The sequence below is a fragment of the Bordetella flabilis genome, assembly GCF_001676725.1.
Lineage (GTDB): Bacteria > Pseudomonadota > Gammaproteobacteria > Burkholderiales > Burkholderiaceae_B > Bordetella_C > Bordetella_C flabilis.
Genome location: NZ_CP016172.1, coordinates 2,062,638 through 2,088,336, shown reverse-complemented (window position 1 = coordinate 2,088,336; position 25,699 = coordinate 2,062,638). Strand labels below are relative to the sequence as shown.

Genomic DNA, 25,699 nt, shown 5'->3' with positions numbered 1-25,699 from the left:
TATTATTTGAGCGTACAAGTCGTAACCAAGGCCGCCAGATAGTGGTTGGCACCCGCCAAGATTTGGCGCTTTCGAACCAAACCTCGATTAAGCGACGAGAAATGGACAGCATTTGGCGAGAACGTTTCGCGAAGGGATACCGTCGCCTCGAACGGCCCGTCATGGCGGCGCGGCATGACTACGAGCCCGGCCACCGCGAGATTTGGCATAGCCACGAACAGGGCCAGCTTGTGCATGCCATACAGGGCGTGGTGCGTGTGCTGACGCCGCAGGGGGCGTGGGCCATCGCGCCGCGCCAGGCGCTCTGGATCGCGCCGGGCGTGGACCACGAGCTGCACATGGTCGGGCACGTGGCGATGCGCTGGCTGCGCATCGAGCCCGATGCCGCGCCGTGGCTGTGGCCGGAATGCCGCCACATACGCGTGAATCCCCTGCTGCGCGAATTGATCCTCGCCATGCTGGACGACCCGCCGGTGTACGACGCCGACAGCAAGGCGGCGATGATCGTGCCGCTGCTGTTGCGCCACTTGTGCGAGGCCGAGGAAATCGTCCATGGCAAGCTGCCGCTGCCCCAGGATAAGCGGCTGCGCAAAGTGTGCGAAACCCTGATGCGCGCGCCCGCGACGCACGACTCCATGACGCTGCTCAGCGAACGCGCCGGGACCAGCGTGCGCACCCTGGGCCGGCTGTTCAAGCAGGAAACCGGACTGACCTTCGGGCAGTGGCGGCAGCAATTGCGGCTGTCCGAAGCCGTGTGCCAGCTCTCGCTGGGCCAGTCGGTGAGCAGCGTCGCGCAGGACATGGGCTACGGCACGGTCAACGCCTTCAGCGCGATGTTCCGGCGCGCCCTGGGCGAAGCGCCGCAGCGCTACCTGCGCGAGACGCGCGGCTAAGACCGCGCGCGCCCTCGCCGCACGGCCCGCCGCCGTCCTCACTCCGGCCCCTTCATATCCGCCAGCAGGGCCAGCATCTGGTCGACGTCGGCATTCGCTTCCGCGCCCGCGCCGGCACGCCGCGCCTGGCGAACCCACTCCGCCTGTTGGCGGACGGTGGGCAGATCGAACACCAGCGTCATGGGCACATCCACGCCGAGGCGTTCGCGGATGTACGCCGCTACGCGCACGGCCGCCAGCGAATGGCCGCCCGCGTCCAGGAAATGGCGCGTCACGCCGACCTGGCCGCGCTCCAGCACCTGGCACCAGATGCCGGCCAGCATTTCCTCGATCTCGTCGGCGGCCTGGACGTCCTGGCTGTCCTCGATCGCGGCCGCGGCGACCGCCGGCAAGGCGCGGCGGTCGATCTTGCCGTTCTGGGTCAAGGGCAGGCGGTCCAGCTCGATGAAGACCGCGGGGATCATGTACGCGGGCAGGCCTTGCCGCAGAGCGGTTCGCAGCGTGTCGGCAAGGCCGGCCGCCGGTGAACCGGCCGGATCCGCTGCCCTCCCCGGCCGGCCGGCGGTTGTCGCGGTCCGCCGCACGACATAGGCAACGAGTCGTTGCGCCGCGCCCTCCCCCTGCACGACGACCGCGGCCTCGCGAATATCGGCCACGCCCTGCAGGGCGGCCTCCACTTCGCCGAGTTCGATCCGGAAGCCGCGCAGCTTGACCTGGGCATCGATACGCCCGAGGTACTCCAAGCCGCCATCGGCGGTCTGCCGCACCAGATCGCCGGTGCGATACAGGCGCGCGCCATCCCTGCCCTCCGGATCCGGGACGAAGCGTTCCGCGGTCAATCCGGGACGGCCGAGATAACCGCGGGCCAGGCCGGGACCGGTCACATAGAGTTCACCTTCGAAGCCCGGCGGGACGGGATTCATGCGGGCGTCGAGAACGCGTGCGCCGAGGTCGGGCAGCGCCGTGCCGATGGGGCTGCGGGTCCCGGCCGCGTCGGCGGCATGCAGGACGTGATGTGTCACATGCACGGTGGTTTCCGTGATGCCGTACATATTGACCATGCGCGGACCACGCCGGGCCTGGCCGGCGCCGCCGGCAAGCGGGTCGTTTGCGTCGCGTGTCGCCTGGGCCGCGCGCGGAGCATCCGCGACCGGGTCGGCAAGCCAGGGCGCCAGCATGCGGGGGTCCAGCGCTTCGCCGCCGAAGATGACGTAGCGCAAGGGCACCTCGCGCAAAGCCGGGCCAGCGCCCGGAGCATCCAGCAACTGCCGGAACGCGGATGGCGTCTGGTTCAGTACGGTCACGCGCTCGCGCTGCAGCAGGCGCAGGAAAGCCTGCGGCGAACGGCTGTCCGGATTCGGGACAATCGCCAGCCGGCCGCCATGGCGCAAGGCGCCAAAGATCTCCCACACGGAGAAGTCGAACGCGTAGCTGTGGAACAGGGTCCAGACATCGCCCGCCCCGAAGTCGAAATGCTCGCGGACGGTGTCGAACAGACGTACCGCGTTGCGATGCGTCAGCAGGGCACCCTTCGGCCGCCCGGTCGAGCCCGAGGTGTAGATGCAATAGGCCAGCTGGTCGGCATGTACCGCGCGCTCCGGGTTGCGCGCTTCGATGGCGCCGGCGTCAGCGCCATCGATGTGAAGGACCGGGATGGACGGCGCCATATCGGCCAGGCCGGCGGCATGGCGGGTGTGGGCGATGACGGCGGCAGGCGCGGCGTCGTCCAGCAGGTAGGCCAGCCGCTGGGCGGGATAGTCCGGGTCCAGGGGCAGATAGGCGCCACCGGCCTTCAGCGTGGCCAGCATGGCCACGATCAGTTCCGTCGAACGCGCCAGCGCAAGGCCGACCAGGCGGTCCGGGCCCACGCCCATGTCCATCAGCCGATAAGCCAGATGATTGGCGCGCGCATTGAGCTCGGCATACGTCAGCCGCTGGTCCTCGTGCACGACCGCGATGGCATCCGGTGTACGGGCGGCCCAATGCTCGATGGCGCGATGCAGTCCGGTCTCTGCGTGCGCCGGCAGGGCCGGCGGGGTCGCGAGCGCCCGCCCGCCCGCGAAATCAGCCGCTCCCAAGGTCGCGCCGGGGTCGGCGACCCACTGCTCCAGGACCGCCACGATGCGCTCGAAGAACGCCGCGGCCTGCGCCGGGTCGATGATCCGGTTCTCGTGCAGGATCAGGAAGCGCAGTTCGTCCTCCGGCCAGACGATGACGGTGCAGGGATAGCCGTTGCGGTGCCGGGAATCGACCCCTTGCACGCCCAGGCGCGCCATGTCCCGGCGCAGCGCGTCGCCCACCGGATGGTTCTCGAATACGAAGATCACATCGAATAGCGGCATTTCGCGCGGCACATCGCAGCAGCCATGGATGTCCACGAGCGACAGGAAGGCGTGCTCGCGCAGGCCCAGGTTGCGCTGCTGCACATCGCGCAGCCACGCGTCCGCCGGCTGGTGCGGATCGATGGGCATGGACAACGGCACCGTGTTGATGAACAGGCCCTTCATATCGAGGATGCCGGGCACGGGCGCATGCCGTCCGGCCACCGTGACGCCCAGGACGGGTTGCCCATGCCGGGCGAGGCTGGCCAGCGCGAGCAGTGCCGCGCCCTGCACCACCGTATTCAACGTTACATGCCTTGCCTGGGCGTAGGCCGCCAGGCGCTTCGTGGCTTCGGTGGAGAGACGACGGTCGAGGCGGCCCAGCGAAGATGCGTCGTCCGCGCCCAATGGACGCGCCACGCGGCTCAGCAACATGGGCTCGCGCAAGCCCCGCAGCGCGTCGCGCCAGTAAGCGGCTGCCGCGCCCCGGTCCTGGCCCAGCACCCATTCCACATAGGCCCGGAAAGGGGTCGCGGGGCGCGCTTCCGGCGCATCGCCCGACACGATGCGATGGTAGGAGGACAACACTTCGGCCAGCAAGGCGTCGACGCTCCACGCATCCATCAACAGGTGATGATGCGTCCAGACCAGGTGGTACTTGTCAGCGGCCAGCCGCACCAGGACGATGCGCATCAGCGGCGGCGTCCGCAGATCGAAGTCCTGCGTGAAATCCTCGCGCAGCAGCTCGCGCAGGCGGGCATCGCGTTCGGCCGGATCCAGATGGTCCCAACACAGCTCGGTGAACGGCAGCGCGACCTCGTCCAGCGGCTGCTGCAAGGGCCGGCCGCCGCCTTCGTCCAGAAACGCGGTGCGCAGGATGTCGTGCGTGCGCAGCGCATGCGTCCACGCCGCGCGAAACGCCTCCACGTCCAGCTCCGCAGCGATGTCGCAATCGCACTGCACGATATAAGTGCCCCGGGACTGCTGCAAACGGCTGTGATACAGGATGCCCTCCTGCATCGGCGTCAGGGGATACGCCGACGCGCGGCCGCCGCCATGGGAGGTCGCGGGCGGCAACCCGGCGGCACGGCCCGTATCGGCACGGCCGCCGCCCTCGGCCGCCGGCGCGCCCTGCCCCCCCACATGCCGGGCCAGGGATGCGATGGTCTGATACTGGAAGACGTCCTGCGGCGTCATCCGAAGGCCATGTTCGCGCGCCAGCGATACCATGCGCACGGCCGAGATCGAATCGCCGCCCAACTCGAAGAAATTGTCCTCGACGCCGACATCGACGCGCTCGAGGACCTTGGCCCAGAGCCCTGCGAGCAGGCCCTCCGCCGCATTGCGTGGCCCATGGCCGCTGCGCGCGCCGTGGCGCGCCGGCGCCGGCAACGCCTGGCGATCGAGCTTGCCGTTCTGCGTCAGCGGCAGCGCGGGCAGCACCACGCAAGCGTGCGGCAGCATGTGGTCGGGCAGGCATTGCGCGAGGTCGCGCCGGATGTCCGTCGCCAGCGCCTCGGCGTGGGCAGGGTCGTCGGCGCTGTGCGCCGCGGCGACCAGGTAGGCGACCAGCCGGGATACGCCATCGTCCTCGCGCACGATGACGGCGGCGTCGCGTACGCCTGGAAGCTCGCGCAGCCTGGCCTCGATCTCTCCGGGCTCGATGCGGAAGCCCCGCACCTTGACCTGGGCATCAGCGCGGCCCAGGTATTCGACGCGGCCATCGGGCCGCGCGCGGGCCAGGTCACCGGTGCGGTACAGGCGCGCGCCCGGTTCGCTCGCATAGGGGTCGGGCACGAAGCGCTGGGCGGTCAGGCCGGGGCGCCCCAGATAACCGCGCGCCAGTCCGGGCCCGCCGACGTAGAGCTGGCCGATCACCCCAGGCGGCACGGGCGACATCGCATCGTCCAGCACATACCAGCGCAGGTCGGCGATGGCCGCGCCGATGGGCGCGCGCGCATGCGCTGTATCGTCCGGCCCCAGCCTGTGATGCGTCACGTGCACCGTGGTTTCCGTGATGCCGTACATATTCGTCAGGCGCGGGGCGTCCGCATCGAAGCGATCGAACCAGCTGCGCAGTACCGTCGCGTCCAGCGCCTCTCCGCCGAAGATGACGTGGCGCAGGCGCAATTCCGCGCGGCGTGCCCACAGGCCCGGTTCGGCCAGCAGTTGCCGGAAAGCCGACGGGGTCTGGTTGAGCACCGTGACGCCCTGCTCCACAAGCTGCCGTACGAGATCCGACGGCGCGCGGCTGACGGCGCGCGGCAGGACGACCAGCCGCCCGCCATGCAGCAAGGCCCCGAAGATCTCCCACACGGAGAAATCGAAGGCATAGCTGTGGAACAGCGTCCACGTATCGCTTTCGTCGAAGCGGAACACCGGCCCCGTGGCATCGAAGAGGCGCGTCACGTTCGCGTGCGTGACCAGTGTCCCCTTGGGGGCGCCGGTGGACCCGGACGTGTAGATGCAATAGGCCAGCGCCTGCGCCGGCACGGCGATATCCAGGTCGTCTTCCGAGCGGCCGTGCAAGGCGGCTACATCGCGGTCGAAGCACCAGACCGGTATATTTCCCAGGGGCAGCGCGGACAACAGGCCGGAGTGCGTCAGCACCAGCACCGGCCGGGCGTCGTCCATCAGGCGGGCCAGATGCGCGGCCGGATAGCCCGGGTCCAGCGGCAGGTACGCGGCCCCCGCCTTCAGGATGGCGAGCATGCCGACCACCACGTCCAGCGACCGTTCCAGGGCCAGGCCCACCAGTGCCTCGGGCGCCACGCCCGCATCCCGCAGGTGGTGCGCGAGCTGGTTGGCCAGCGCATTGAGCTGCGCGTAGGTCAGGACCCGGTCGCCATCCACCACCGCCACGGCGTCCGGGGCGCGCCGGGCCTGTGCCTGGATGCGTTCATGCAGCGTCGCGGCCGCGCCGCACGGAGGTCGGGCTTCATGCGGCGGATTCCAGCGCAGGATCGCGGCGTGCCGTTCGGCCGCGGCCAGCAGCGGCAATTCGCCGATCCGGGCATCGGGCTCGTCGACCATGCCTTCGAGGATGGCCCGCCAGTGCCGCGCCATGCGCGCGATGGTGTCGCGTTCGAAGAGGTCGGTGCTATAGGTCAGGACGCAACTCAAGCGGTCGTCGATGTCCGTGACATCCAACAGCAGGTCGAACTTGGCGGTTTTGGAATCGTTGGGCAGGAACGCGGCCGTCAGGCCAGGCGCCACTTCGCGCGTCTGCTGGAATTTCCACCGCTGCACGTTGCACATCACCTGGAACAAGGGCGACCAGGCCGCGCTGCGCCGCGGTTGTACTGCATCGACGATGCGATGGTAGGGAACGTCCTGATGCGATTGCGCGCCGAGGGACGCCGCGCGCACCGCGTGCAGCAGTCCGCGCGCCGTCATGGCGCCCTCGACGCGGCAGCGCAGTACCTGCGTGTTCAGGAAGCCGCCGACCATGCCTTCGAAGGCCAGGTGCGTACGGTTCGCGATGGGATAGCCCACACGCAGGTCGCTCTGGCCGCTGTAGCGGTGCAGCCAGGCCAGGGTGGCGGCAACGACCGTCATGAACAGCGTGCTGCCGTGGCGCGCGTTGAAGCGCCGCACCCGGGCCAGCAGCGCGTCGTCCATGTCGAAGGTCAGCGCATCGCCGGCAAAGGACCGCACGGGCGGCCGTGGGCGATCGGTCGGCAAGTCCAGCACGGGATGGTCGGTACCCAGGGTCTCGGTCCAGTAAGCCAACTGGCGGTCGGCCTCCCCGCCGTCCAGCCATGCCCGTTGCCACACCGCGAAGTCGGCGTACTGCAGGTCCGGCGGCGGCAACGACGGCGTACGCCCGCCCACCACGTCCCGGTAAAGATGCGCATACTCGTCGGCGAAAACCTCCATCGCCCAGCCTTCCGCGATGATGTGGTGCAGCGTAATGACCAGCATGTGACGGTCGGGCGCCAGCCGCAACAAGGTCGCCCGCAGCAGCGGACCGTCCGCGAGGTCGAACGGACGGTGCGCCTCGTCGTGCGCGAACGCGGCGACATGGCGCGCCTGCTCGGCTGGCGCCATGTCGCCCAGGTCCACGACGGCCAGCGCGGCGTCGGGGCGGGGGTGTATGCGTTGCGTCGGCGCGCCATCCACCGCGGGAAAGGTCGTGCGCAGGGCTTCATGCCGCATCAGCAAGGCATGGAAGGCGGTGCGCATGGCATGCACATCGAGCGGGCCGCTCAAACGCACCGCGCCGCCGACGTTGTATGCCGCCCCGTCCGGTTCCATGTTCCACAGGAACCACATCCGTTCCTGGGAATAGGACAGCGGCAGGCGATCGCCGCGCGGCGATCGCACCGGTTCCGGACGAGTGGGAACGGCACCCGCGTCGATTTCCTTTTGCACCGCCGTAGCAAAGGTGGCCAGGACAGGGCCTTCGAAGAGCGTGCGCAGCGGCAGGTCGATGCCGAACCGGCGCCGCAGGCGCGCCACGACCTGCGTCGCCAGCAGCGAATGCCCGCCCAGCGCGAAGAAGTCGTCGGCCAGCCCGATGCGCGTCACGCCCAGGACCTCGCGCCAGATGTCCGCGACCGCCCGCTCGATCCCGGTGCCGGGCGCGACGTAGTCCAGGGATTCCCACACGGGGGCCGGCAACGCGGCGCGATCCAGCTTGCCCGTCGGTGTGAGGGGCAACGCCTCCAGGACCATGACCAGCGCCGGCACCATGTGGCTCGGCACGCGCCGCGCCATTGCTTCGCGGATGGCCGTGACGGCAGGGACGGCGGCGCACGCTGAAGCAGCGGTGCCGGTCGCCGCGCGATCATGGGCAGCGGTCTCGGCCGGCACCACGTAGGCCACCAGGCGCAGGAGTCCGTCCGGGCCGGCATGCGCGATGACGGCCGCGTCGCGGACGAGGTCCAGTTCGCGCAACTGCGCCTGCACCTCGCCCACTTCGATGCGGTGGCCGCGTATTTTGACCTGGTCGTCGGCGCGGCCGAGGTATTCCAGGGCGCCATCGGCGCGCCAGCGCGCCAGGTCGCCCGAGCGGTACAGGCGCCGTCCCTTGCCGTGGGGGTCGGGAATGAAGCGATCGGCGGTAAGGCCGGGATCGTCCAGGTAGCCGCGCGCCAACGTCGCGCCCCCGATGTGCAGGTGTCCCGCCACGCCCACCGGTACGGCGTTCAGCGCATCGTCCAGGATATGGATCGCCGTGTCGGGCAGGGGGCGACCGATGGGTACGGTATGGCCCGCATCCGATACGCATCGCCAGGCGGTGGCATTGATCAGCGCTTCCGTCGGGCCATACCGGTTGTCGAAGCGGATGTTCGGCCATCGCGCCAGGACGCGGTCGCACAAGGGCCGGGCCAGCGCTTCGCCGCCGCTGAACAAGCGCGTCAGGCTGGCGCATTGCGCATCGTCGGCCTGCTCCAGGAAACGCTCGAGCATCGAGGGCACGAAGTGCAAGGTGCTGACGCCGTGGCGGTGCACCAGCGCAGCCAGGCGTGCCGGGTCACGATGGTCCTCCGGATCCGCGATCGCCAGCCGCGCGCCCTGCGTCAAGGGCCAGAAGATTTCCCATACCGACACATCGAAGCCCATGGGCGTCTTCTGCAGCAGGGTTTCGTCGGCGGACAGGCTGTACTCGCGCTGCATCCATGCCAGCCGCCGCGCCAGCGCCCCGTGCGTAATGCCAACGCCCTTGGGCCGTCCGGTCGTGCCGGAGGTGAACAGGATGTAGGCCAGCGCGTCCGGCGCCGTCGTGGCAACCGTGGCGTCGGGCGCGGCAGGTGCCGCCCGCATGGAAGCGGCGTCCTCTGTCAGCAGCGCGTCGAGGTCCAGTACGGACGTCTCCGACACCAGCGTGACATCGGCCGCGCACGAACGCACGACGAACTGCAGGTCCGCGCGCCGCGCGACATCGGCGAGGCGTGCTGCCGGATGATCCGGATCGAGGGGCACGTAGGCGGCGCCGGACTGCAGGATAGCCAGCAGCAGCACCGGCAAGTCCAGCGAGCGCCGCGCCAGCACGCCGATGCGCGTCTCGGGCCCGGCGCCGTGCCGCGCCAGCTGTGCCGACAGCGCGCGGGCGCGCGCCATCATGGCCGAGTACGTCAGCATGGCATCGCCCTGCACCAGCGCGACGGCGTCGGGCGTACGGCTGGCCTGTCGCGCGATCTGCGCGTGCACTGGCGGTATCGATTCCTCCTGCGCCGGGCCGTGGCTCCACGCCAGCAACTGCCGGCGTTCGTCATCGCCAAGGAACTCCACCTGGCCCAGCGGTATATGCGGACGGCCGGTCAGCGCATCGAGCAAGGCCAGGTAGTGCGCGGCCATGCGCGCGATGGTGGCCGGCTCGAACAGGTCGGCGGCGTACACCCAGCTGCCGCTCAGGCCGCCATCCGCGTGCGCTTCGGTATTCAGGCCCAGGTCGAACTTCGTAATCCCGGCGTCCTCGCTGCGCGCGGCCACGCGCAGGCCGGGCAGCGCGTTTTCATCGGCGGGGTGCTCCAGGTGGTTGTACATGGCCTGGAACAGCGGGTGATGCGCCAGGCTGCGGTCGGGATTGAGCGCTTCGACCAGGCGTTCGAAGGGCAGGTCGGCATGTGCTTGGCCTTGCACCACGGCGTGCCGCACCTCCTGCAGGAAAGCTGCGTAGTCGCGCGACGCGTCCCATCGCGAGGGGATGACGACCGTGTTGACGAACAGGCCGACGACGTCGCGCCACGCCGACGCCGTGCGATTCGCAAACGGCACGCCCACGCGCACCTCGCGCTGGCCGGTGTAGCGATGCAGCAGCACATCGAAACCCGACAGCAGCACCATGAATACGGAGACATCGTGCGCGGCCGCGAACTGGCGTATGCGCCGCGCCAGCGCCGCATCGATCGTGAACCGATGCAGCGCGCCCGTGTAGGTCTGCACGGCGGGACGCGGGCGATCCAGCGGCAGGGCCAGTACGGGGACGTCCGGTCCCAGATGCCCGGTCCACCAGGCCAGTTGCGCGGCCATCGTGCCATCCGCCAGGCGCGCGCGTGTGGCCTCGGCGTAATCCGCGTAACGCGCGGGTGGCCGGGGCAGCAGCGGCGTCGTATCCCGCGCGGCCCGCGCGTAGAGCGCGCCGAAGTCGCGGATCAGGATATTCATCGACTGGCCGTCGGCCACGATGTGATGCACGGCCACCGCCAGGAGGTGTTCTTCCTCGCCCAGTCGCAGCAGGCGCGCGCGCCATAGCGGTCCGCGTATCAGGTCGAACGGGCGCCGCGCCACTATGCGCAGAATGTCTTCCACGATCGCCTGGCGCTGCGCGGCCGGGTGGGCGCGCAGATCGTCGCATTCCAGTACGGTCGCGGCCGGGGCGTCGACATGGCAGGCCAGCGTGTCGCCCGCTTCCGCGAAACGGCTGCGCAGGCTCTCGTGCCGCCGCGCCAGCGCGGCCAGCACGCGCTCGACACGCGCGGCGTCCAGCGGACCATGCAGTCGCAGCGAGCCGGCGATGTGATAGGCCCCGCTATCCGGCTCCATGCGCCAGAAGAAGAACATCCGTTGCTGCGCGGGCGAGGCGGGATAGGACCACGCCAGCGGCAGTGCGGCGGCGGGGTCGGGGCATGCGCGAGGCAGCGCGCCTGCATCCTGCGCCCTGGGCCGTTCCGCCCGGGCGTCCCGGTCCGCCGGCAGGCTGGCAGCCATCGCCTCTTCCATCCGAACGGCGAATTCGCGTGGCGTCGGGGCTTCGAAAAACCAGTGCAGCGGCACCTCGATGCCGAAGCGGTCCTGCAGCATGGCGGCGGCCTGGGCAGCGGCCAGGGAACTGCCGCCCAGGGCGGTGAAGCGGTCGGTCGGCCGCAGGGACTTCCGACGCAGCACGGCTGCCCACACGTGGGCGATATCGCGCGCCAGCGCCTCCCGGTCCTCGGTTCCGGCAGCGTCGCCCAAGTCGCTGCCGGCACGCGCCGCGGGGGACAGCGCCTCCGTGGCGCCATCCCGGTAGACGGCATAGCTGTCCAGTGTTCCGTCCATCCATTGCGCCCGGCAAGCCAGGCGCTGCAGCTTGCCGCTCGTCGTGCGCGGCAAGGCGCCGGGATTGAGCAAGGCCACCACGGCAGGCGATTCGCGATGGGTCAGCACCACCGCTTCGGCGATCGCGTCCCGCAGTTGCTCCGGAGCGACGAGTTTGCGCACGCCGGGGCTGATTTCGGCGGCAATGCCGATGCCTTCGCCTGCCTCTGTCTCGACCCCGAAGGCAACCACCCTGCCCTTGCGGACCACATCCACCTGCATCTCGACAATGGCCTCGATATCCGGCGGGTAGAGGTTCTGGCCACGGACGATGATCATGTCCTTCAGGCGTCCCGTGACGAATAGCGCGCCCTGATGCATGGCGCCCAGGTCGCCGGTGCGCAGCCAGGCGCGTCCGTCCACGGCCACGAAGGTGTCGGCGCTCGCGCGATCGTCCCCCCAGTAGCCGGCCGCGACGCTGGGGCCGGCCAGCCAGATTTCCCCGACGCGGCCATCGGTGAGCCCAGCCCCGGTGGCGGGGTCGACGATGCGCGTCGCGTGGCCGTCCTGGGCGGTGCCGACCCCGACCAGGGCCAGGCCCTCGGCGGTCCCGACCAGTTCCCCACCGGCCAGGCGCTCGCGGTCGACCGTCACGGCATGAAAGCCGCCGCCAGGCCGGCCGCCGGTGGCGAACAGTGTGGCTTCGGCGAGTCCATAGCACGGATAGAAGGCGCGGCGCTGGAAGCCCGCCGGGGCGAAGGCCTTTTCGAACGCCTCCAGGGTATGCGCCCGTATCGGTTCCGAGCCCAGGAAGGCCAGGCGCCAGCGCGACAGGTCCAGGGACGCCGCCTGTTCCGCGCCGATGCGCGCCGCGCACAGGCGGAATGCGAAATCGGGACCGCCGCTGACCGTGCCGCCATACCGGGCCATGGCCTGGAGCCAGCGCACGGGCCGCTCCAGGAAATGTGCGGGTGACATCAGCACCACCGTCACGCCGCTGAACAAGGGCTGCAGCAGCCCGCCGATCAGTCCCATGTCGTGGTACAGCGGCAGCCAACTGACGATGGTGTCGTCCTGGCCGATGCCGAAGGCGCGCTGGATGGCGGCTTCGTTGGCGACAAGATTCCGATGCGTGACGCGCACCCCCTTGGGCCGGGACGTGGACCCCGAGGTGTATTGCAGGAAGGCGACGGCATCGCCGCCCGGCGACCGCGCGCTGTCGCGGACATCCGCTTCGGCCGGAAACGTATCGGTGGCCATCAGGCTGGGGCCTGGTTGCCCTGCCGCCGCGGCCAGGGGCGCGAGCAGCGGCAGCAGCCGTGCTTCGGTCAGCACCAGCGTGGGCTGCGCATCCCGCAGGATGGCGGCCAGCCGCCCGGCATGCTGCGGCGAGGCCGATTCCGGCGGATAGGCCGGGACCGCGATCACGCCGGCGCGCAGGCAGGCGATAAAGGCCACCGCGTATGCCGGCCCACTGGGATACAGCAGCAGCGCGCGGTCGCCCGGCGCGGCCGCATCGGCCAGACGCAGGGCCAGGCTGCGCACCTGCTCGTCCAGTTCGGCGTAGCTCAATTGCGCGGTGACGGATTCGCCGTCGCCGAGGAACTTCAGCGCCGGCTTGTCGGGGTGCCGCAGGGCCCGCTCCGCCAGGATGGTCGCCACGTTATCGGACGACAGTGCGATATCAGCCATGGTGCTACCTCGTTGCAAGATCGAAGGGGGCGCTACTCGCCCCGTTGGCGCCATCAGCGCTCCGGGCAGGCGCAAGGGCCTGTGCGAGCGCTGCGGCCGCCGATTCCAGGAAGGCCGCAGCCGTGACGATGTCTTCATGATGGGCGGCGACCCGGCCGGCCATGCGCACCTCCGTGGCCGTCAGCGCCTGCCAGGCCCGGACGGCGTCCTCGGCCGAGCCGGCCAACGACTGCCCGGCCAGCCATAGATGCGCGCGGGCGCGCAGCGGGTACGGCGTGTGCCAGCCGCGCAGGGCTTCATAGCTGGTCCGCGCGAGCAGCGCGTGGACCGCCTGGACATGCACGCGCGGTCCCGCCGCCGCGAGGGCGTCGCGCATCGCCGGCTGGGCGCGCCACTGCGCCAGCAAGGCCTCGGCTTCGGCAGGGTCGATGCGAGGACGCCGTGCGCCGCCGGTGCCCGGACCCGGGATCGCGTCGGCCTGGGAAGACTGGACGCGGTCTTCGAAGCCCGGTCTGGCGTGGCTGTCCACCAACCCCAGGAAATCCACCGCGTGGCCGCGCGCCTCCAGCGCCTGCGCCACGCGCGCGGCGATCGCGCCGCCTATGGACCAACCCAGCAGCAGGTAAGGACCGCGTGGCTGCACCGCCTGGATGCGGTCGGCGTAGTCGCGCACCAGGTCCTGCAAGGATGCCGGCCACCAATCGTCTTCGGTATAGACGGGCGACTGGACGCCATACACGGCGATGTCCGGTTCGAGGCGGCGCGCCAGGGCCCGATACGACTCCACGCGCCCATAGCCAGGATGAATGGCGAACAGCCGCGGCGCGGCGCGCGTGCCACCCAAAGGCACGATATTTCCGGGAAAGGCGTCCTCGTCCGTGCGGTCGGAGAGCGCGCGGATGGTCGGATGGCGGAAGAGCCTGTCCAGGCTCTGGCCCTCCATACCGGCCACGCGCGCGCTTTCGATGACGCGCAGCGCGGCGATGGAGTCGCCGCCGACCTCGAAGAAGTTATCGGTGACGCCGATGTCCTGCCGGGCGAGCACCTCCTGCCAGATGGCCAGCAGCCGAGCTTCGGTCTCGCTGCGCGGGGCGACCGCCTGCCGCTCGGCGACCACGCCCTCCGGCTCGGGCAGCGCCGCGCGGTCCAGCTTGCCGTTGGCCATCAGCGGCAAGGCATCGAGCCGCACATAGGCCGACGGCGCCATGTGCGCCGGCAGCTTGCGCGCCACCTGCGCGCGCAACGCCGGCTCATCGGCCTGCCCCACGATATACGCCACCAGCCGGCTGCCCTCGCCCTGCCCGCGCAGCGCCACCAGCGCCTCCTCGACCTGCGGCACCTGGCGCAGCACCGCCTCGATCTCGCCCGGCTCGATACGGAAGCCGCGCAGCTTGACCTGCTGGTCGATGCGGCCCAGGAAGTCGATCGCCCCGTCCTCGCGCCGCCGGCACAGGTCCCCGCTGCGGTACAGGCGCGCGCCGTCCGCGCGGTACGGATCCGGGATGAACTTCTCGGCCGTCAGCCCAGGCCGGTTCAGGTAGCCGCGCGCCAGGGTATCGCCGCCGATGCACAGCTCGCCCAGCGCGCCCACCGGCACCTCGTTGCCCTCGCCGTCCATCACGTACACGCTGCGCGAGGGATAGGGCTGGCCGATGCAGACGATGGCCTGCGCGGTATCGGCCTGCCCGGTGCGCCGCGCCATGCACGCCACCGTGGTCTCGGTCGGTCCGTACAGGTTGTCCAGGTCGATGTGGCCCAGCGGGCCGCTGCGCCACTGGCGCAAGGCATCGCCGGGCAGCGCCTCGCCGCCCACCGTGATCTGCCGCAACGCCCGCAGCGCCTGCGCCGGCGGCGGCTCGCGCAGCCACTGCTGCCAGTAGGCCGTCGGTATGCGCGAGAAGGTGACGTGCCCCTCGGCCAGTTCGCGGCTGGTGGTTCGAAGATCCCAGGCCTGCGGGCCGCGCATGCGCACCTGGCCGCCCTGGATCAGCGCCGGCAGCAGTTCGTGCAGGAAGACGTCGAAGTTGATGGTCGACAACTGCAGCTGGATATCGCCGGCGCCAATGCGGTAGGTCTGGATGAAGTCGTCCAGGTGCAGGCTCAGCGCACGCTGCGAGACCGCCACGCCCTTGGGCGTACCGGTGGACCCGGAGGTGTAGATGACGTAGGCCAGCTGGTCCGGGTGCACCGCAGGATCCCTCTGGACCGGCTGCTCGTTCTGGTCGCTCTGCTGGCTCTGGTGATTCTGTCCCTTCCGGTCCGCGTTCACGTCCTCGACGGCCGCGCCCGCTTCTGCCGAGCCGCCCGGCGGCGCGCACGACGCCACGTCGACCACCTGCCTGTCACCCAGCAGCGAACCCAGCCTGGCGGCCGTGTGCGCATCGGCCAGGACGACCCCTACCCGGGCATCGTCCATCATCTGCGCCAGCCGTTCGGCCGGATAGTCCGGGTCCAGCGGCACGAACGCCGCCCCTGCGTTCCAGACGCCCAGCAGCGCCGCGGGCAAGGCCACCGAACGGCGCACGCACAGGCCCACCCGATGCTCGGCCCCGACCCCCGCGCCGCGCAACTGCGCCGCGATCGCATCGGCCCACTGCTGCAGCTCGCCATAGCGCAAAGCCTGCCCTTCGCAATGCAGCGCCGGCGCGCCGGGTTGCGATGCCGCGCGCGCGCGGATCCGTCGCGCCGCCGGAACGAAGGGATGGTCCGCGCGCGGCCGCCCAGGGGCCGCATGGCGATCCATGGCGATGACGCCCAGCACGGAATCGGCATCAGCGCCCGCCAGGCCGTCCAGGATGTGCAGGAAACCGGCCGTCAGGCGCCGCGCCACCGCATCGCGCAGCCGCGTGCTGTCGAACTTGAAGCGGAAGCGCATTCGCGCCACGGGCACCACCACCATCACCATGGGATAGTGCGTGCGCTCCGTGACGCGCAGGCGTTCCAGCGTCAAGCCATGATCGCCCTCGCGCAGGCTGCGGTCGACCGGGTAGTTCTCGAACACGATCAGGCTGTCGAACAGCGCCTCCCCCGACAGCCCCGTCCACTGCTGCAATTGGCTGACCGACGCATGGCCATGCGCGCGCGCGTCGCTGTTGCGCTGTTGCAGGGCCGCCAGCCATGGGCCGACGCGTTGACCCGCGCGCACATCCACCCACAGCGGCAGGCTGTTGATGAACAGCCCCAGTACATTCTCGATTTCGGGAAGCTCCGTCGGCCTGCCCGATACCGTGATGCCGAACGCCGCGTGGTCGCGGCTGGCATAGCGGCCCAGCAGCATCGCCCACGCGCCCTGCACCAGCGTGTTGACAGTCACGCGGTAGCGGCGCGCCGCCTGCTCCAGGCGTATCGTCGCCGCTTCGTCCAGTTCGTGCACCAGGTGATGCAGGTGTTCGCTGTCGTACAGTCCTTCGGCCGCCGGCGGCAGCACGCTGCTGCCCAGGGTGGCGGGCTCGCCGGCCTCGGCATGGCGGGCCTGCCACCACGCGCGCGGCGGCGCCTGTCGCCCCAGCCAATCGACATAGGCGCGGAACCGGCCCGGCGGAGGCAGGCTCGGCGCTTCATTGCGCCGCCCCGCACGGTACGCGGCCATGACTTCGCCGACCAGTTGCGCATAGCTCCATCCGTCCAGGAGGACGTGATGATTGGTGCTGATCACATCGTGCCGTCCGTCCGGCCCCGAGAATACGGCGACGCGCAGCAGCGGCGGCCGGCTCAACGCGAAAGCGGTGGCCAGATCCTTCCGGCGCCAGGTTTCGAGATCGACTTCGTAATCGTCCGCCGACTTGTGCCGCCAGTCGTGTTCCTGGAAAGGCAGGACGGCCTCGCGCATGACCACCTGCATCGCGTGGGCGCCGGGCGGCCAGACAAAGGCCGTGCGCAGGATATCGTGACGCGCAACGGCCAGCGACCATGCGGCCTGCAGCGCGCCGGCATCCAGCGCGCCGCTCAGGCGGAATCCGTTCTGGTCGATATAGACACCCTGCCCGTCCTGGAGCAGGTTGTGGAACAGCATGCCGTGCTGCAACGGCGTGGCGGGATACAGGTCCTGGATGGCGTTCCGGTCCACGCCCAACTGCGCCCATTGGCGTGGCGTCAGCGACGCCGCATCGAAGCCGGGCGCGGCCATTGCCGCCTCGCCCGCCGCCCCGGTCCGCGTCGGTGTTGAAACTTCGGCGCCGTCGGCGGGCGGGCCCTCGTCGTCCGCGATGCGCTGGGTGAGCCCCGCGATGGTCGGCGCCTCGAACAACTGCCGTGGCGTCGCCCGCAGGCCGCGCTTGCTTGCGCGCGCCAGGACTTGCAGGCTAAGGATGGAGTCACCGCCCAGGGCGAAGAAGTTGTCGTGCCGGCCGACGCGCGGCAGGCCCAGGACTTCCTGCCATACCTCCGCCAGCGTGTGTTCAACGGGCCCCATCGGCGGCGCGTCGTCGGCCGCGCGGAACTCCGGCTCTGGCAAAGCGCGCCGGTCGACCTTGCCGTTGGGGGTCAGCGGCAGCGCCGGCAGCACCACGATGGCCGCGGGCACCATATGCGCCGGACACTGGCGCGCCATCGCATCCCGCAAGGATCCGGCGTCCAGCGTGTGCCCCGTGGGCGGGCAGGCATAGGCAACCACGCGCATGGCGCCGTGTTGCGCCCGGGCCACCGCCACCGCGTCGGCCACCCCGTCGCAAGCGCGCAGGCGCGCCTCGACCTCGCCGAGTTCGATGCGGAAGCCGCGTATCTTCACCTGCCCGTCGATACGGCCGACGTAGTGGACATCGCACGGGACATCACCCCGGACATCACCCTGGACATCATATTGAAGATCATCCGCGACATCGTCCGCCCGCGGTGCGCCGGCAACCGGGTCCTCCGCATCGTCCATCCGCGGGCGCGTCGCGCCCCCACCCTCTTGCAGCCTCGCCAGGTCCCCGGTTCGATAAAGACGGCTTCCCGCGGGGCCATGCGGATTCGGAACGAAGCGCTCGGCCGTCAGGCCCGGGCGGTTCAAGTAGCCCCGCGCCAGTCCCGCGCCGCCGATATAGAGTTCACCGGCGATGCCGGGCGCGGCCGCGTTGCCATCGCGGTCCAGCACGTACATGCCCAGGTCAGGAATCGGCTGGCCCAGCGGACTGCCATGACGCGCCGCATCGGCGGCAACGATCGGCCGGTACGTGACGTGCACCGTCGTTTCGGTAATGCCGTACATGTTGACCAGTTGCGGACGGGCGTCCCCATAGCGGTCGAACCACGGGCGCAGTATCTGTGGGTCCAGCGCCTCGCCGCCGAAGACCACGGCGCGCAAGTCCAGGGCCGGCGCCGATGCGGCCATGGCCGCATCAATCAACGGCCGGAAGGCCGAAGGCGTCTGATTCAGGATCGTGACGCGCTCCCCTTGCAACAGCGCCAGGAAGGCGGCCGGATCGCGGCTGACCGGCTGCGGCACGATGACCAGCCGCCCGCCGTGGCACAGCGCGCCGAAGATTTCCCACACCGAGAAGTCGAAGGCATAGGAATGGAACAGGGTCCAGACATCGTCACTGCGGAAATCGAACCATGCCTGCGTGCGTGACAGCAGCCGCGACACATTGCGGTGCGATAGCTGCGCGCCCTTGGGCTGGCCGGTGGAACCCGAGGTGTAGATGACGTAGGCCAGGTTGTCGGGATGGACCGGTACCGCGGGATCGCGGTCCAGCCGTGCGTCGTCGTCCGGGTCCTCGTTCTCCGCGTCCTCGATCTCCGCGTCCTCGATCTTCGCGTCCTTGTTCCCCGCGCCCGTCTTCGCGTCCGCGCTCATCGCGTCCCTGTTCTTCGCCCCCTCGTTCTTCGGCTCCGCATTCCCCGGTGCCAGGGATGCAGGATCCGGCGCGAGCGTCACCAGCGGCACAGAGAGCGCCGGCAGCGACCCGCGTGCCGCCGGGTGCGCCACCAGCACGTCGATGCCGCTGTCCTCGATCAGGTAGGCCAGCCGTTCGTGGGGATAGTCGGGATCCAGCGGAACGTAGGCCGCGCCGGCCTTCAGAATGCCCAGCATGCCGACGACCAGCGCCATGGAGCGCGGTGCAGCGAGCCCGATGCGGCACTCGGGGCCTGCCCCTTGCGCGATAAGCCGATGGGCCAGCCGGTTCGCACGCCGGTCCAGCTCGCCATAGGTCATGGCCAGGCCGTCCAGCGTCAGCGCGACGGCCTGCGGCCGCAGGCGCGCCTGCCGGGCGATCTGCCGGTGCAGCGGCTCGGTATCCGGCGCACCGGACAGCGTGGCGGGTTCCTGCGCCGGCTGGCGCGCGGCCCGCGCCATGGCCTCGGTCTCCGGCACCAGCCCCAGCGCTCCCAGGCACGGGTCGCCATCGGCGGCGAGCCTCTGCAGCAGATCGAGGTAGCGCCGTGCCAAGCCCTGCGCGGTACCGTCGGCGATGCGGCGCCGGTCCCATTTCCAGTGCAGGCGCAACTGGCCGTCATGCGACGCGGTGAGCACCAAAGGATAGTGCGTGCGCTCTTCCACGCCATAGTCGCGCAGCGCCAGGGGGCCCGTCCGCGCGCGCAGCGCCGGGTCCACGGGATAATTCTCGAAGACGACCAGGCTGTCGAACAAGGCGTCCGCATCGCCGTGCACGCCTGCCCATTTCTGCAGCCGCGCCAGGTCCGTGTATTCGTATTGCCGCAGCGCCGCGTTGGCGTCCTGCAGGGAGGACAGCCAGCGCGACAGCGGCATGTCGGGCGGCAGGTCCACCCATAACGGCAGGGTGTTGATGAACAGTCCGAGCATCTCCTCCATGCCGGGCAGTTCCGGCGGCCGCCCGGATACGGTGATACCGAAGGCGGCCTGGCGGCGGTGCCCGCAGCGGCCCAGCAGCAAGGCCCACGCGCCCTGCACCAGCGTATTCAAGGTGACGCGATGGCGGCGCGCGGCATGCGCCAGTGCTTCGCCACGCACCCCATCCAGGCACTGCACCCATTCACCCATGCCATTCACAGCGCCGCTCTGCGCATCGCAGAGTCCGGCCTGCCGCAGGGTCGCGGGGTCGTCGACCTTGGCAAGGCGATCGCGCCACCAGCCCTCGGCATCGGGTTGCCCGGCGAGCCAGCTCACATAGTCGCGGTAGGGCCGCGTGGGCGGCAACACGTGCACGCGGCCGACGGCCGCCTCGCGGTAGCACGCGACGACCTGGCCGAGCAGGCGCGCGCTGCTCCAGCCGTCGGTCAGCAGGTGGTGTCCGGTCCAGACCAGGTCGCAGGCGCCATCGTGCCGGCGAAAGACCGCGATGCGCAACAGCGGCGCGACCGCGGCATCGAAGCCGCGCGCCATGTCGTCGCACAGCCATGCGCGCAGCGCCTGGTCGTAGTCCGCGGCGTCGCGCGCCGACCAGTCGTGTTCCGCATACGGCAGCGCCGCCTCCTTTTGCACGATCTGCAGCACGCCCCCGCCGTGCCGCCATTCGAAGCGCGTGCGCAGCACATCGTGGTGGGCGAGCACGCGCTCCCATGCCGCGCGCATGGCGTCCCCGTCATAAGCGCCGGCCAGGGTCAGCCGCTTCTGGATGACGTAGTGCCCTTCGCCCGGCCGCGCCAGGCTCTGGTACAGCAGCCCGGCCTGCAACGGCGTCGCGGGGTAGACGTCCTGCACGCCATCGGTCGGCAGACCCAGCGCTTCGAAGCCGCGCTGGTCCAGCCGGGCCAGCGGGAAATCGGCCGCCGTCGGGGTGGGCTCGACCGTCGCGCAGTGATCGGCGATCTCGCGCAAGGCATGATCGACCGCGGCGACCAACCGCTCGGGCAGGCCGGGGGCATACTGGCTGGGGTCGAAACGCCAGTCCATGGACAGTTCACCGTCCAGCACCATCGCGTTCAAGTCCACCGCGTAGGGGCTGTGCCCGTCGTCCGCCATGGACCGGCCGCCGGACTCGCCCTCCGCCGAGCCGACCAGCGCGAACCGACCCTGTGCGTCGATGTTGCGCTCGAATCTGCCGAGATAGTTGAAACCGATCGGGGGCACGGGCAACGCGGCCATTTCCGCCCTCGTGGCGGCATCGCCCCATGCGCGCAACAGCCCCCAGTGCAGGCCCTTGCGCGGGACGCCGCGCAGGGTTTCCTTGCACGCGATGAGGGTGTGGCCCAACGCATCCACGGGACGCAGGCGCACGGGATAGCGCGTGGTGAACCAGCCGACCGTGCGGCTCAGGTCCAGGCCGGGCAGGATGGCCTCCCGTCCGTGCCCTTCCACCGCCACCAGGATGTCGTCGTCGCGCGTCGCGGCATGGACCGCGCGGGCAAGCACGGCCAGCAGGATCTCGTCGGGTCCCATGCGATAGGCCCGTGCCGCGCCGTCCAGCAAGGTGCGCGTCAAGCCGGCATCGACGTGCTGCGAGCGGCGTTCGCGCGCCGGCGGCGACATCGTCGGCGTTTCGCGGGTCTGAGGTCCTTCTGTATACGGCGCCGTCGGGCGAGCCTGCATCGCCGCCGGGTCACCCTGCGTCCCCGTCTGGCCACGCTGCATCGCCGTCTGTCGACCCTGCGTCTCCTTCTGGCCATCCTGCGCGCCCGCCGGGACAGCCAGCAGCGCGGGACGGGCGTCCGCCAGCGTCTCCCGCCACCATGGCCATTCCGCGGTGACCTCGACGCCGCTCGCGTATTCGCGCAGCGCCGTCACCCAAGCCGTCCAGGGCAAGGCCGGCGGCAGCGGCGTGTCGCGCCCGGCGCGCGCGTCGTCGTAGGCAATACGCAGTTCATCGAGCAGGATGCGCCACGATACGCCATCCACCGCCAGGTGGTGCGCGATCAGCAGCAGCCTGCCCTCGCGATCGCCCACATGGAAATAGGCGGCGCGTACGACAGGACCGCAACGGATGTCCAGGCCGCGCTGCAGGACGTCCGCGTGCTGACGCAAGGTTTCGCGCCAGGCCGGGTCACCCGCCAGGTCGATCTCGTCGAGCATGATGGCGGTGCCCGGCGCTTCGGCACGTTGCCGCCAGGGCATCGCGCCGGGGTCGCCAAGCGTTCCGAAAGTCGTTTCGGACATGCCCCCGCCATCCGGGGCGGAGATGCTGGCCCCGACGCCGGCATCGCCGTCCCGATCCGGGCCGCCCGCCGTCGTCCCACCGGCGGCTGTTCCGTCCTGGTCCCACTCGCTTCCGAAACGCAGCCGGAGCGCATCATGCCTGTCCAGCAGGAGCTGCAGGGCCCGGCGCAGCGCGCGCATATCGACGCCTTTGGTTCGCGAGCCTCGTTCCTCGTCCCCGGCGGCGCGAACCTTGAGTAGCACGGACTGGTTCCAGTGCGATTCGCCGTGCGGATGGCGTTCGAAGAAGACTCGCTGGATCGGTGTCAAGGGCAGCGGCGTGCGGACTTCGCCAGGGGTGTCCGCCGACCCCGTCGTGCCGTGCTGGTCGGCAGCGTGCGCCAGGCGTTCGATGTCGGGCGTATCGAACAGTTGGCGGTGTGTCAGGCCCAGGCCGGCTTGCGCGGCGCGGGCAATGATGCGCAGGCTGAGGATGGAATCGCCGCCGACCTCGAAGAAGTTGTCGGTGACGCCGATGTCCTGCCGGCCCAGCACCTCCTGCCAGATGACCAGCAGGCGTGCTTCCGTTTCGCTGCGCGGCGCGACGATGCGCCTTTCCACCGCCGTGTCGGTCGGCTCGGGCAGCGCCGCGCGGTCCAGCTTGCCATTGGCCATCAGCGGCAGGGCATCCAGCCGCACATAGGCCGACGGCGCCATGTACGCCGGCAGCTTGCGCGACACCTGCGCGCGCAACGCCGGCTCATCGGCCTGCCCCACGATATACGCCACCAGCCGGCTGCCCTCGCCCTGCCCGCGCAGCGCCACCAGCGCCTCCTCGACCTGCGGCACCTGGCGCAGCACCGCCTCGATCTCGCCCAACTCGATGCGGAAACCGCGCAGCTTGACCTGCTGGTCGATGCGGCCCAGGAAATCGATCGCGCCGTCCTCGCGACGCCGGCACAGGTCGCCGCTGCGGTACAGGCGCGCACCGTCCGCGCGGTACGGGTCCGGGATGAACTTCTCGGCTGTCAGCCCGGGCCGGTTCAGGTAGCCGCGCGCCAGCGTATCGCCGCCGATGCACAGCTCGCCCAGGGCGCCGACCGGCACCTCGTTGCCCTGGCCGTCCATCACGTACACGCTGCGCGACGGATAGGGCCGGCCGATGCAGACGATGGCCTGCCCGGTATCGGCTTCTTCGGTGCGCCGCGCCATGCAGGCCACCGTCGTCTCGGTCGGCCCGTACAGGTTGTCCAGGTCGATGTGGCCCAGCGGCCCGCTGCGCCACTGGCGCAAGGCGTCGCCGGGCAGCGCCTCGCCGCCCACCGTGATCTGCCGCAGGGCGCGCAGCGCCTGCGCCGGCGGCGGCTCGCGCAGCCATTGCTGCCAGTAGGCCGTGGGGATGCGCGAGAAGGTGACGCGCCCGTCCGCCAGTTCGCGGCTGGTGGTCCGCAGGTCCCAGGCCTGCGGGCCGCGCATGCGCACCTGGCCGCCCTGGATCAGCGCCGGCAGCAGCTCGTGCAGGAAGACGTCGAAGTTGATGGTCGACAACTGCAGCTGGATATCGCTCGCGCCGATGCCGTAGGCCTGGATGAAGTCGTCCAGGTGCAGGCTCAGCGACCGCTGCGATACCGCCACGCCCTTGGGCGTGCCGGTGGAGCCGGAGGTGTAGATGACGTAGGCCAGTTGGTCCGGATGGACCGGGGGGTCCGCCTCGGGCACCGCGTCTTCCTGCCCATTCGGGTCGTTCCGGTCGTTCGAGTTCGAGTTCGGGACGCGCAGGTTGTTCCGGTCGCTCCGACCCTTCCCGTCCGCAACCTCGTGATCGGTCGCCACTGCCGCGCCGGCCTCCCCGGAATCCACAGCCCGCGCGCATGCCGCCACGTCGATCACATGCCGGTCAGCCAGCAATGAACCCAGCTGCGTCACCGTGTGCGCATCGGCCAGCACCACGCGCACGCCGGCATCGCACATCATCTGCGCCAGCCGTTCGGCCGGATAGTCCGGATCCAGCGGCACGAAGGCCGCGCCGGCGTTCCACACGCCCAGCAACGCCGCCGGCAAGGCCACCGAACGGCGCACGCACAGCCCCACCCGGTGCTCCGTCCCCACCCCGGCGCCGCGCAAGCGGGCCGCGATGGCATCGGCCCACTGCTGCAGCTCGCCATAGCGCAAGCCCTGCCCCTCGCAATGCAGCGCCGGCGCAGCCGGCTGCGATGCCGCCCGCGCGCGGACGCGCCGCGCCACCGGAACGAAGGGATGGTCCGCGCGCGGCGCGTGGCCCTTGCCGTCACGCTCCAACGCGATGTCGGCCAGGGCAAGCGCCGCGCCGCCTTCCGCCATCCGCGCCAGGATGGCTTCGAACTGCCCCAGCATCCGTTCCACCACCCGCCCGTCGAACACATCCTTCGAATAATTGAAGCCGACGCGAATCTCTTCGCCGTCCGTCACGACCAGCGTCAGATCGAAGCGCGAGGTCTCCGTCAGCATGGGCAGGCTCTCGAGGTCCAGGTCGGCAGCCCGGAAGTGCGATGGCCTGGCGGCCGTGTAGTTCATCGCGGCCTGGAACAGCGGCGTATGCGACAGGCTGCGCGGCGGCTGCAGCGCGTCTACCACGGCGGCGAACGGCACGTCCCCATGCGCGTGGGCCTCGCGCACGCGCTCACGCACATGCGCCAACAGATCGGCGACACGTTCCAGTCCATGCAACTCGCTGCGTATCACCAGCGTGTTGACGAAGAAGCCGACCAGGTCTTGTGTTTCGCGGCGCTGCCGGCCGGACTCCGGCACGCCGATGCGTATGTCCTGCTGGTTGCCGTAGCGCGACAGCAGGACGGCATAGGCCGCCAGAAACACCATGAAGGGCGTGGCGTCCGCCTCCCGCGCCAGGCCGCGCAGCGCCTGCGACAGTGCGCCGCCGAGGGGTCGCACCACGCCGGCGCCCTCCGCGGTGCGCGGCCCGATACGCCGGAACGACATCGGCAGCTCCAGCACCGGATGCGCGGTCCCGAGCCGTTCGCGCCAGAAGGCCAGCTGGCGCGCCAGTGCGGCCGGTTCCAGCCATTCGCGCTGCCAGCGGGCGAAATCGGCGAACTGGAGCTCGTGCGGCCGCGTCGTGTCCGCGACACCGCGCAGCGCCGCTTCGTACGCGCGTGCGAACTCCTGCTGCAGCAAGCCCAGGGACCAGCCATCGGCCGCAATGTGGTGCATCGTGAAGTGCAGCACCTGCTCCGCCGGACCGGCATCGATCAGCGTCACCCGCAGCACCGGCCCGCGCTGCAGGTCGAAGGGCGCCACAGAAAGCTCGCGAAGCAGGCGCGCCAGTGTCGCTTCCCGCTCCGGCGAGGGTGTGGGCGATATGTCATCGTGCCGCCATGCGGGCTCGATATCGGCGAACTCCTGCATGCCCACGCCGTCCACCTCGACAAAGCGGCACCGCAGGATGTCATGGCGCGCGCCCAGCATGGCCAGCGCCCGGCGCGCCGCGGCCACATCCAGTCCGCCGCGTACACGTATCGCCGCGGCGATGTTGTACGCCGCGCTGTCCGGATCCAGCCGCCACAGGAACCACAGCCTCTCCTGCGCGTACGACAGCGCAGACCGTCCCTGCCGCGGCGGCAACGCCACGATGGGCAGCCTGGCGCCGTCGATGCCGCGGCTGGCCAGGGCCGTCCGGAACGCCTCTCGCTTGTCCGCCGGCAGCGCCGCGTAGGCGCGCGACACGTCCAGCATGCCGCGGTGCAGCCCGGCCGCCGCGTCGCCGTGCATGCCGGCCGTGCCCGCCTCGCAGCCGCCATTACGCGGCATATCTGCCGGCGCATCGCCGGGATGCTGCTTGTCCACGATGGAATCCATGT

3 protein-coding genes are annotated in these 25,699 nt (G+C 70.5%); 1 reads left to right on the top strand and 2 read right to left on the bottom strand.

Annotated features, from left to right (window positions below; genetic code table 11):
• Nucleotides 1–101: 101 nt before the first annotated feature.
• Nucleotides 102–893: an AraC family transcriptional regulator gene (locus BAU07_RS09110; RefSeq protein ID WP_066656381.1), complete on the top strand. Its 792-nt coding sequence runs from the start codon at nucleotides 102–104 to the stop codon at nucleotides 891–893.
• A 38-nt stretch (nucleotides 894–931) separates the two neighbouring features.
• On the opposite strand, the gene BAU07_RS09105 is transcribed toward BAU07_RS09110, so the two are convergent.
• Together BAU07_RS09105 and BAU07_RS27710 are read right to left on the bottom strand one after the other, a co-directional pair.
• Nucleotides 932–12,871 carry a non-ribosomal peptide synthetase gene (locus tag BAU07_RS09105; protein WP_066656379.1) on the bottom strand — a complete coding sequence of 3,980 codons (11,940 nt, stop codon included), beginning with the start codon at nucleotides 12,869–12,871 and terminating at the stop codon, nucleotides 932–934.
• Between the two features lie 4 nt (nucleotides 12,872–12,875).
• On the bottom strand, nucleotides 12,876–25,697 hold the full coding sequence (locus BAU07_RS27710; RefSeq protein ID WP_066656375.1) for a non-ribosomal peptide synthetase: 12,822 nt from the start codon (nucleotides 25,695–25,697) through the stop codon (nucleotides 12,876–12,878).
• Nucleotides 25,698–25,699: the final 2 nt, after the last annotated feature.